The sequence below is a fragment of the Lentilactobacillus sp. genome (genome assembly GCF_040773105.1).
Classification (GTDB): domain Bacteria; phylum Bacillota; class Bacilli; order Lactobacillales; family Lactobacillaceae; genus Lentilactobacillus; species Lentilactobacillus parabuchneri.
Genome location: NZ_JAXGWW010000063.1, coordinates 1 through 10,033, shown reverse-complemented (window position 1 = coordinate 10,033; position 10,033 = coordinate 1). Strand labels below are relative to the sequence as shown.

At 44.7% G+C, this 10,033-nt stretch carries 13 protein-coding genes; all 13 read left to right on the top strand.

All coding sequences use genetic code 11. The features are described from left to right. Positions 1 to 561: response regulator transcription factor (locus AB3112_RS04945; protein WP_367334052.1), on the top strand; the 561-nt coding region annotated here is incomplete at its 5' end. After that, entirely contained in the window at positions 548 to 1,939 is a 1,392-nt protein-coding gene (locus AB3112_RS04940; RefSeq protein ID WP_084975164.1) for an ATP-binding protein, read from the top strand. The genes AB3112_RS04945 and AB3112_RS04940, both read left to right, overlap by 14 nt. Before the next feature lie 247 nt (positions 1,940 to 2,186). Then, a complete protein-coding gene (locus AB3112_RS04935; RefSeq protein WP_084975091.1) occupies positions 2,187 to 3,071 on the top strand; it encodes a phosphate ABC transporter substrate-binding protein PstS family protein in 885 nt (294 codons plus the stop codon). 32 nt (positions 3,072 to 3,103) lie between these two features. Next, positions 3,104 to 4,003: a phosphate ABC transporter permease subunit PstC gene (gene pstC / locus AB3112_RS04930; protein ID WP_179136600.1), complete on the top strand. Its 900-nt coding sequence runs from the start codon at positions 3,104 to 3,106 to the stop codon at positions 4,001 to 4,003. Continuing rightward, positions 4,000 to 4,890, top strand: coding sequence for a phosphate ABC transporter permease PstA (gene pstA / locus AB3112_RS04925; protein WP_057910252.1), 891 nt, complete (start codon positions 4,000 to 4,002; stop codon positions 4,888 to 4,890). The genes pstC and pstA overlap by 4 nt, the downstream gene beginning before the upstream one ends. 10 nt (positions 4,891 to 4,900) lie before the next feature. After that, positions 4,901 to 5,716, top strand: coding sequence for a phosphate ABC transporter ATP-binding protein PstB (pstB, locus tag AB3112_RS04920; protein ID WP_057910251.1), 816 nt, complete (start codon positions 4,901 to 4,903; stop codon positions 5,714 to 5,716). Between the two features lie 10 nt (positions 5,717 to 5,726). After that, positions 5,727 to 6,485 carry a phosphate ABC transporter ATP-binding protein PstB gene (gene pstB / locus AB3112_RS04915; RefSeq protein WP_057910250.1) on the top strand — a complete coding sequence of 253 codons (759 nt, stop codon included), beginning with the start codon at positions 5,727 to 5,729 and terminating at the stop codon, positions 6,483 to 6,485. Positions 6,486 to 6,496: 11 nt separating this feature from the next. After that, positions 6,497 to 7,153 (top strand): phosphate signaling complex protein PhoU, encoded by a 657-nt coding sequence (gene phoU / locus AB3112_RS04910; protein WP_367334051.1) that lies wholly within the window; start codon positions 6,497 to 6,499, stop codon positions 7,151 to 7,153. Between the two features lie 89 nt (positions 7,154 to 7,242). Continuing rightward, on the top strand, positions 7,243 to 7,569 hold the full coding sequence (locus AB3112_RS04905; RefSeq protein WP_084975095.1) for a PspC domain-containing protein: 327 nt from the start codon (positions 7,243 to 7,245) through the stop codon (positions 7,567 to 7,569). Positions 7,570 to 7,572: 3 nt separating this feature from the next. Further along, on the top strand, positions 7,573 to 7,920 hold the full coding sequence (locus tag AB3112_RS04900) for a phage holin family protein (RefSeq protein ID WP_075141268.1): 348 nt from the start codon (positions 7,573 to 7,575) through the stop codon (positions 7,918 to 7,920). A 56-nt stretch (positions 7,921 to 7,976) separates the two neighbouring features. After that, on the top strand, positions 7,977 to 8,999 hold the full coding sequence (gene hprK / locus AB3112_RS04895) for an HPr(Ser) kinase/phosphatase (protein ID WP_171031893.1): 1,023 nt from the start codon (positions 7,977 to 7,979) through the stop codon (positions 8,997 to 8,999). Between the two features lie 12 nt (positions 9,000 to 9,011). After that, a complete protein-coding gene (gene lgt, locus AB3112_RS04890; RefSeq protein WP_057910246.1) occupies positions 9,012 to 9,845 on the top strand; it encodes a prolipoprotein diacylglyceryl transferase in 834 nt (277 codons plus the stop codon). A gap of 27 nt (positions 9,846 to 9,872) precedes the next feature. Continuing rightward, on the top strand, positions 9,873 to 10,033 hold a 161-nt coding region (locus AB3112_RS04885; protein WP_367334053.1), incomplete at its 3' end, for a 2-dehydropantoate 2-reductase N-terminal domain-containing protein.

Below are 10,033 nucleotides of genomic sequence, written 5' to 3'. Positions count from 1 at the left end.
CTGGGTACTGACAACGGAATGAACCTGATTCCTGCGCTGCTAACCTCGGCTCCCTGGCTCAAAATCATTGTGATTACCGCCTATGCCTCCATCGACACGGCGGTCGAGGCCATACGACGAGGGGCTACGGATTACATTCCAAAGCCATTTAGCCCCAGAGAAGTGATTGCCCGAATGAACGCCGTCTTGCGGCGATACGAGAAAAGCAATTCTGATAGTGGTTCCAATCAACCCGCTAACAAGGGTGAGGTCGAAACAACCGGACCATTTACGATCGACCATAAAAAGTATCGCGTCAGTACCGGTGATCATAATTTGAAGTTGACACCAAAAGAGTTTGAATTGATGCAGTATCTGGTTGGCCACGAAAATCAAGTGCTGAGCCGCGAGCAATTGCTTCAAGGTGTTTGGGGATTTGATTATTCCGGACAAAGTCGAATGGTCGATATTCAAATTGCCCACCTGCGGGAAAAAATCGAACCCGATCCTAAGAAGCCTAAATACCTAAAAACAGTTCGCGGTTTCGGCTATGAATTTTCAACTGGTGATGACGATGAGTAAACTTGCAAAGCAAACGTTAATTGTTTTTTTATTAAGCATTGCCACTTTGGCCATGCTTTTTTATGGCTTTACAAATAAATCGACTGGCTGGATTGTTTTAGCCCTGATAGCCGCTTTTGTCCTGGTTATCGCCAGCTTGGTATTAATGCTCCAGTACCGGAAGCACGACAAATTACTCAAACAATTGATGGTTATGACGGAAAATATTGTCGACCATCAGCCAGCAGTGCCATTGTTTGTGGAGCCGGGAAATTCATTAAAGGGAATTGCCGATCAGCTAAACGAGCTTCAAAGCCGCCAACAAGACGAGGGAAAAACCATCAGCAATAGTAACGCCGAACTGATCACAATCTTATCCAGCTTACCGGTTGGCGTGATGGTGATCGATTCCACCCATGACGTTATTTTTGCGAACCACGAAATGGGGAAAATTCTTGAACGTAACATTTTGACCCAGGTTCACCCATACACCCAAGACATTCGCAATTATCAATTATTGTCACTGGTGGAAAGCGTATTTGAAAATCACAAATCTCAGCACGTTGAGGTTCAAAGCGTTACCGGGGAGTCGGTGACTTGGGATACAAGCATTATTTTTAACCAGTTGGATAAGGACTTTCATATTTTGGTGATTATGTATGACATTTCAGATATTATTAACGTGAAGCAAATGCAAATCGACTTTTTGCGAAATGCCAGCCATGAATTAAAAACGCCGATTACCGCCATTTCAGGATTTACCAAAACCCTGTTATCCGGTGCAATGGATGACAAAAAGAGTTTAGTTGAATTTCTAAAAATTATTGACCAGCAAAGTGATCAGTTAGCCTCACTGGTCCAAGATGTTTTGACGATTTCACACATCCAAAATGGGACAAATTATGTTTATAAGCCATTGGCCCTCCACGATTTTGTCAATTCAGAATTAAAATCCTATGATTCGATGCTTGCCAACAATCATTTGACGATTCATAATCAAATTCCTGAGCACGTTGAAGTGAACACAGACACGACGATTTTAACTCGGATTTTGCGAAACTTGGTTAGTAACGCTATCAAGTACAATCAGCCAAATGGGGAGATCACCATTTCTTATGATGATAATGACAGTTATTGGCAGTTGATTGTTTCGGATACCGGAATCGGAATTGCCCAAAAAGATATTTCCAGGTTGTTCGAACGTTTTTACCGTGCCGACGATTCCAGAACCAAACAAAAGGTCAGCGGCACCGGCCTTGGATTATCGATTGTTAAAGAAATGGTTGACGCGATCGGCGGGACGATTCACGTTAAAAGTCAGCGTGGCGTGGGCTCAACATTCACCGTTGAATTTCCACTTGTTGACGAGGACAGTCAAACCGATTCTGAAAATCAATAAAGTTGTTTCATTTTGACAGGATATTTACAATTAACAAAGACTGGGATACCGGTCATTTAGATCCCAGAATTCAAATCAATACCGTGATGGCCCCAGACGCTGGGGTGGTCACGGTTTTTTGTCTTCACCGTCTTTTGGTTTGAAATCAAACAACCCCCTGACACATTTACATAACTTTTACATTCACCAAGTCAAATATTTACATTGATTGATTACAATATTAATTGAAGATCTAGGAGGAATTGGAATGCGAAAACGGACACTCTTAAAATTAGGACTTTGTTTGATCATCATTGTTGCCGGCATTGGCGCTTACAATGCCCGAAGCAAGACGTCAACCAACCAGCAATCAATTACGGCGGTTGGTTCAACCGCTCTACAGCCATTGGTTGAAGCCGCAAGTGAACAGTATTCGGCTGATCACGCCGGCATCTTTATTAACGTTCAGGGTGGCGGTTCCGGCACCGGACTTAGCCAAATTGAAACCGGGGCCGTTCAGATGGGAAATTCTGATTTGTTTGCTGAAGAAAAAGCGGGGATCAACCCAAAAGGCTTGGTTGACCACAAAATTGCCGTTGTAGGCGTTGCACCCATTACCAACGATCAAGTTGGCATTAAGAACTTGACAACCAAACAACTAATTGCCATTTTTACCGGTAAAATTACCAATTGGCGCCAGCTCGGTGGGCGAAATCTTCCGGTGACACTGATTAACCGTTCGCAGGGAAGTGGGACCCGGGTAACGTTCGAGCAATTCGGGCTGGCCGGTCATGAAAGTGCGACTGCCCAGGAACAGGATTCTTCAGGAACGGTTCGGCAAATTGTTTCCTCAACGCCTGGGGCGATCAGCTACGTTTCTTTCGGCTATATCAATAAAAGTGTCCAGCCCATTTCAATTAATGGCGTTCAACCAACTGAAAACAATGTGAAAAATAACAAATGGAAAATTTGGTCATATGAGCACATTTATACCCGTGGAAAACCGACTGGGTTAACCAAAAAATTCTTGACCTACTTAAAGAACGATCATATTCAAACAACCCTGTTCAACAAGCTGGGGTACATCTCCGTCAAGGATATGCAATACCAACGTTCGTGGCAGGGTAAAATTTCGAAGGGATCGGGGGAATAACTGTGCAAAATGAAAAATTAGCTAAGCAATTAATGAAAAAATCCAAGACGGCCCGTTATGAGCGCTTTGGCCACTTGCTGAGTCTATCTGCACTGCTCTTGATTATGGCGATTGTTTTGGGAATCATTGTCTTTGTTGCCAGCAAGGGGCTTTCCACCTTTTCTCGGGATAATGTGAGTGTCAAAGAATTCTTTACCGGCACGATTTGGAACCCGGGTACTAAAACGCCGAACGGCCAACAAGCCGTTGGTGCGTTACCCATGATTGTCGGCTCGTTTTTGGTCACGTTACTCGCAGCTGCTTTAGCGACACCGTTTGCGATTGGAACCGCCGTTTACATGACCGAAATTTCACCGAAGCGGGGTGCGAAAATTCTTCAGCCGGTAACTGAGCTGCTGGTTGGAATTCCTTCTGTTGTTTACGGATTTATCGGCTTGTCAGTGGTCGTCCCGTTTGTTCGAAGCACTTTTGGCGGTAGTGGCTTTGGAATTCTTTCAGGGACCTTCGTTCTTTTCGTAATGATTTTACCAACGATTGTCTCGATGACCGTTGATTCACTTAAAGGGGTTCCCAAGTATTACCGTCAAGCGTCTCTGGCCTTAGGAGCAACGAGGTGGCAGACAATTTGGAAAGTCGTTTTAAGAGCGGCAACACCAGGTATCTTGACAGCTGTCGTCTTCGGGATGGCCCGGGCGTTCGGTGAAGCACTGGCCGTTCAAATGGTTATCGGAAATGCTGCCCTGATGCCACATAACCTGACGTCACCCGCATCGACACTAACCTCGGTGTTAACCGCTGGGATGGGAAATACGGTGATGGGATCGCTGCAAAATGACGCGCTTTGGTCATTGGCACTGGTCCTCCTGGTCATGTCACTATTCTTCAACTTGTTGGTTCACATGATTGGCCGGAAAGGGGCGTTTAAAAAATGAATCGATCACAGAAGCAAAGTAAAATTGCCATTACCGGCTTAAAGCTGATTGCAGGATTTGTGGTGCTGATCTTAGCGTTTCTGATTGGCTACATTTTTATCACTGGCCTGCCACATGTCAGTTGGCATTTTCTGACATCTCCTGCCAAAGCCTTTAATGCCGGCGGTGGGATCGGCGTTCAACTCTTTAATTCGTTTTATCTCCTGGTATTAGCGATGTTGATTTCTTTACCGATTGCCCTGTTGGCGGCTATTTATTTGAATGAATACGCCAAAGATAACTGGTTTACGTCAATGATTAAGACGTCGATTGAAATTTTGAGTTCGCTTCCGTCCGTTGTCGTTGGGCTGTTTGGCTTTTTGCTTTTCGTTGTTCAGTTCAACTATGGGTTTTCAATTCTCTCAGGGGCCTTGACGCTGACGATTTTCAACTTACCGTTATTAACCCGAAACATCGAGGATTCACTTTCAAACGTTTCCGATGACCAACGTCAAGGCGGCCTCGGGCTTGGACTTTCAAAGTACGAAACCATTATTCATATCGTCGTCCCAGCGTCGCTTCCCGGCATCATTAGTGGAGTAATCCTGTGTTCCGGCCGGGTTTTCGGTGAGGCTGCCGCTTTAATTTATACCGCAGGACAAAGTGCACCGGCACTGAATTTCGGTGATTGGAATCCGTTTAACATCGACAGTCCGTTGAGCCCGCTCAGGCCTGCTGAGACTTTGGCAGTTCATATTTGGAAGATCAATTCAGAAGGGATTATGCCGGATCTGACTCAGGTTTCTTCCGGTGCCGCCGCCGTTTTGGTGTTGGCAATTCTAATTTTTAATCTATCGGCTCGTTTTATTGGTCGAAAAGTCTTTGAACGAATGACATCAGTCAAGTAGGTGAATGAAAATGCAAAATACAACTGAATTAAATGATAAACCGAAACGCTTCATTTACCATTTCAATCCCGAAGAAACTGAAATTACCATGCAAACCCGGGACTTGGAAATTCTATATGGAAAAACGTTGGCAATGCACAACGCGGATATTCAATTTCAAAAAAATACGATTACGGCACTGATTGGCCCGTCCGGTTCCGGTAAGTCAACCTTTTTGCGGGCGCTGAACCGGATGAACGATGGGGTGGCAACGGTGAAAGGACAGATTCTTTACCAGGGCGTTAACATTAACCAACCAAAAATTGACGTTTACGAAGTCCGTCGTCGGATCGGGATGGTATTTCAACGACCCAATCCATTCGCCAAGTCGATTTACGATAACGTGACCTTTGCCCTTCAGCGGCGCGGGATTCATGATAAAAAAGTGTTGGATGAAGTCGTTGAAAAGACATTAAAGCAGGCCGCTGTTTGGGATCAGGTCAAAGATTCTTTGAACAAAAGTGCGCTTTCACTTTCCGGTGGTCAAGCACAGCGGGTATGTATCGCCCGGGCGCTCGCCGTTCAACCGGACGTTTTATTGCTCGATGAGCCTGCCAGTGCTTTGGACCCAGTTTCAACCCAACAGTTGGAAGCAACCCTGCGGGAATTGAAAAAGGACTATACAATTATCATCGTGACTCACAACATGCAGCAGGCAGCTCGTTTAAGCGACTACACGGTCTTCTTCAATATGGGAGAGGCAATTGAGTATAATAAGACGAGAAAGGTCTTCACGCGGCCTAAAGTTCAGATGACGGACGACTATGTTTCAGGTAACTTTGGCTAGGAGGAACGACATGTCAGAACCAATTATTTCATCAGAAAACTTGGATTTATTCTATGGCGATTTTCAAGCGCTTCACGGCGTTAACTTAGACTTTGAGCCAAATCAAATTTCAGCCTTAATTGGGCCATCCGGATGTGGAAAGTCAACTTTTCTAAGGTGTCTTAACCGGATGAATGATATGATTGATGGCGTGACCATTACCGGAACGGTCAAGTTTCATGACAAAAATATTTACTCGCCTCAGACCAATCTGGTAGAATTGAGAAAATCTATTGGGATGGTGTTCCAACAACCCAACCCGTTTCCATTTTCAGTCTATGACAATATTACTTATGGGCTGCGAATTGCCGGAATCCGAGACAAACAAAAACTTGACGAGATCGTTGAGCGCAGCTTGAAGCAGGCGGCCGTTTGGGATGAAGTCAAGGACAACTTGTACGACAACGCCCTGTCGTTTTCCGGCGGTCAACAGCAGCGAATTTGTATCGCCAGAGTGTTAGCGACTTCGCCATCGGTTATTTTAATGGATGAACCGACCAGTGCTTTGGATCCAATTTCCAGTGCCAAGATTGAAAATACTTTGCTTGAATTAAAAAAAGATTATACAATTATTATTGTGACGCACAACCTGCAGCAAGCTTCCCGAATCTCTGATAAAACAGCGTTCTTCATGGAAGGCAGAGTTGTTGAATACGATATGACCACTAAGATGTTCGTAAATCCCGACCAAAAACAGACTGAGGATTATGTAAGCGGACGATTCGGATAGGAGAGATGTTTATGGGGAAAGTGTTTGATGAAGAAATCATCAGTTTGAAAGCTGATTTTATGAAGTTGGGGGCACTCGTCGGAGAGGCGGTCACTAATGCGGGGCAAGCCTTCGTTGACCACGATATTCAAAAAGCCGAAGCGGTTGTGACCAACGATCATGAAATCAATCATCTCCAGATCCACATTGAAAAGCGGTCATTTGAAATGATTGCCCTGTACCAACCGGTGACCGGCGACTTACGGGAAGTTGTCGGCATTTTAAAAGCAGTGACTGATTTGGAACGGGCCGGGGATCACGCAAGAAATGTTGCCCGTTCAGCGATTTCAATTAAAGGCATGCAGCGAATTGCCACTGTTGAAGAAATCATTGCTACGATGGCGCTAAAAGTAATCCAACAATACGATGATTCAATTGAATCATACGGTGACGCTGACGAAGATAAGGCCAAACGGACGGCGCAATCATTTGATAAGAAGATTGACGAACTCTATAACGCGATCGCTTCTCCAAGCTATCAGGCAATGGCTAAAGACCCGAAAATTGTCAGCTCCGCGATTATCTATCTGAATGTTGCCAAAGACTTGGGTCGAATCAGTGATTACAGCACGAATATCTGCGAGTGGACGGTTTACCTGGCAACGGGGAAAATTATTGAATTAAATTAAGAATGGTTGATATTTTGCACTGCATACTTGATTGCAGTGCCTTTTTTAGATAATCTTAAGTTAGAAGCTTTAAAGTGGAGGTCATGAGGATGAATAATCGTCAGAAATTGCATCGTTCAGTGACCAACCGGGTACTTGCTGGTGTTCTTGGTGGAATTGCCGAGTACTTTGGTTGGAATTCAACTTTAGTTCGAATTTTGTACGTCGTTTTGGCATTTACACCGGGAATTAATATCATTGCCATCATTGGCTATATTGTCATGATATTTGTGATTCCAGGTGACCCGAGTGAACCCGGTTCATTTGTTGACCAGCTGAAATCCACTTTGAGTAATGGGACTTCTCCCAACAAATCCAGAAAGGTTATTCATAACGTTGAAGAAAAAGACGTCCATGATGACCAGAAAAGGGGTTAATCCTTGCGATTCTTAACAACCGTTTTAGTTGATACGATTTTATTTATGGCGATCAGCGGTTTTTTCCCGGCCAATTTTTACGTTGCCAGCGTTGAAATTGCCGTTATCGCCGCATTTGTCTTAGCGGTTCTGAATTGGCTTGTCAGACCGGTGATCACGATCCTGTCGCTGCCGATCAACGTTTTGACGTTGGGGCTGTTCACACTGGTGATCAATGGGCTAATGCTCGAAATGACAGCGTCAATTGTTGGGTCCGGGTTTCGCTTTTCCTCGTTTTGGATGGCGATGCTGGTTGCAGTATTGATGTCGTTGGTCAGTGCAATTATTGCTGAATATTTTCACAAGCCATAAGGACTTGTGCGCTTCAAAGTGATAAAATTGTAGTGATAAATTGAGGAGGGATGTTCTTGACTGAAAGTGTAACGGTGGCTGACTTAGTTAAAAATGCCAGGTTGGATGTCTACTATGGAAAAGAATACTTGGAAGAACGGACAATTTCGACCGCCGATATTTCTCGGCCTGGTCTGGAGTTAACCGGATTTTTTAATTACTATCCTGCAAAACGGATCCAGCTGCTGGGAATTACTGAAATTTCATATTCTAAAGGGATGTCTCATGAAGATCTCCTCGATGTCATGCAACAAATGTGCCAACCGGAGACCCCGGCTTTTGTGGTGTCGACGCAATTGGATCCGCCTGAAGAATTGCTGCAGGCAGCTAAGGAACAACATATTCCTGTCTTGGGATCCAAATTGACGACGTCGCGGGTTTTGAGTAACATGACCAACTATCTGGACGATAAGCTTGCGGAGCGTAAGTCATTGCATGGTGTTTTGGTCGATGTTTATGGGCTCGGGATCTTAATTACCGGAGATAGCGGTATTGGTAAGAGCGAAACCGCGCTGGAGCTGGTCAAACGTGGTCACCGTTTGATTGCGGATGACCGGGTTGAAGTGTACCAACAGGACGAACAAACGTTGATGGGCACCGCCCCGGCAATTCTACGTCATTTGTTAGAAATTCGTGGGATTGGGATTATTGATGTCATGACGTTGTTTGGTGCCGGTGCAGTCAGAAGTCAAACCAAAGTCGCCTTGATCATTCATTTGGCCAACTATACCAAGGAAGCCAAGTTCGATCGGTTGGGCAACGGGACTGAAAACGTCCATATTTTTGACGTTGATGTCCCCAAAATTACCATCCCGGTGAGAACCGGTCGGAATTTAGCAATCATTATTGAAGCCGCTGCGATGAACTTCCGTGCTCAGAGCATGGGCTACGACGCAACCGAGACCTTTGATCGGAATTTAAACAATCTGATCAAAGTGAACAGCAAAAATGATGAAAAGCATAAGGAAGAACAAGAACACGTTGAGGAAAAGAACAAACACCTCATTAGTGATGATAACAAGGATTCTGATAAGAAATAGGAGATCGTTGAAGTGGGAAATTTATTAAGTCTGGCTCTAAACCCAATCGCATTTAATTTGGGGCCGATTGAAGTTCACTGGTATGGAATTATCATCGCCAGTGGCGTGATTTTAGCGGTCTACCTGGCAGTTCGAGAAGGCGACAAGCGCGGTATCAAAGCAGATGATATCTACGACATGATTTTGTGGGCACTGCCTGCAGCACTCATCTGTGCCCGCCTGTATTACGTCATTTTTCAATGGAGTTATTACAAAGATAATCTTGGTGAAATCGTCAAGATATGGGATGGCGGGATTGCCATATATGGTTCCTTGATTGGGGCAATGATCGTCGTCATCCTATTTTGCCGCCACCGGTTTATTCCGGTTTGGCTGATGCTCGACGTTGCTGCGCCAACCGTTATCCTGGCGCAGTCAATTGGCCGCTGGGGGAACTTCATGAACCAGGAGGCTTTTGGTCAAACCACAACTTTGAGTTTTCTTCAAGGGTTGCATTTACCACAGCCAATTATTTCCCAGATGTATATTAGCGGCGCCTACCGACAGCCAACGTTTTTATATGAATCGTTGTGGAGCCTGCTGGGATTTCTGGTTTTGATCACGTTGCGACACAACCCACACTTTTTCAAACGTGGGGAAGTCTTTTTGACCTACGTAATGTGGTATTCATTTGGCAGGTTCTTCGTTGAAGGCATGCGGACGGACAGCTTGATGCTGGCGGGCGTGCGCGTTTCTCAAATCTTGTCAGTGATATTGTTTGTAAGTGCGATTATTTTGATTATATATCGGCGCCGAGATACAACGAATCCGTGGTATCTGGATGGCAATGATTTAAAAGTAGATTAATAATTTACCAAATAGAGGAGATTAATTATGGCTAAAAAAGTTGCAGTGCTTGGTGCAGGTTCTTGGGGAAGCGTTCTTGCAAGCTTGTTGGATGAGAACGGCTCAGATGTTAAATTGTGGTCGTACAACCCCACACAGGTTAAGGAACTCAATGAGCAACACACAAACAAACGATATATCAAGGATTT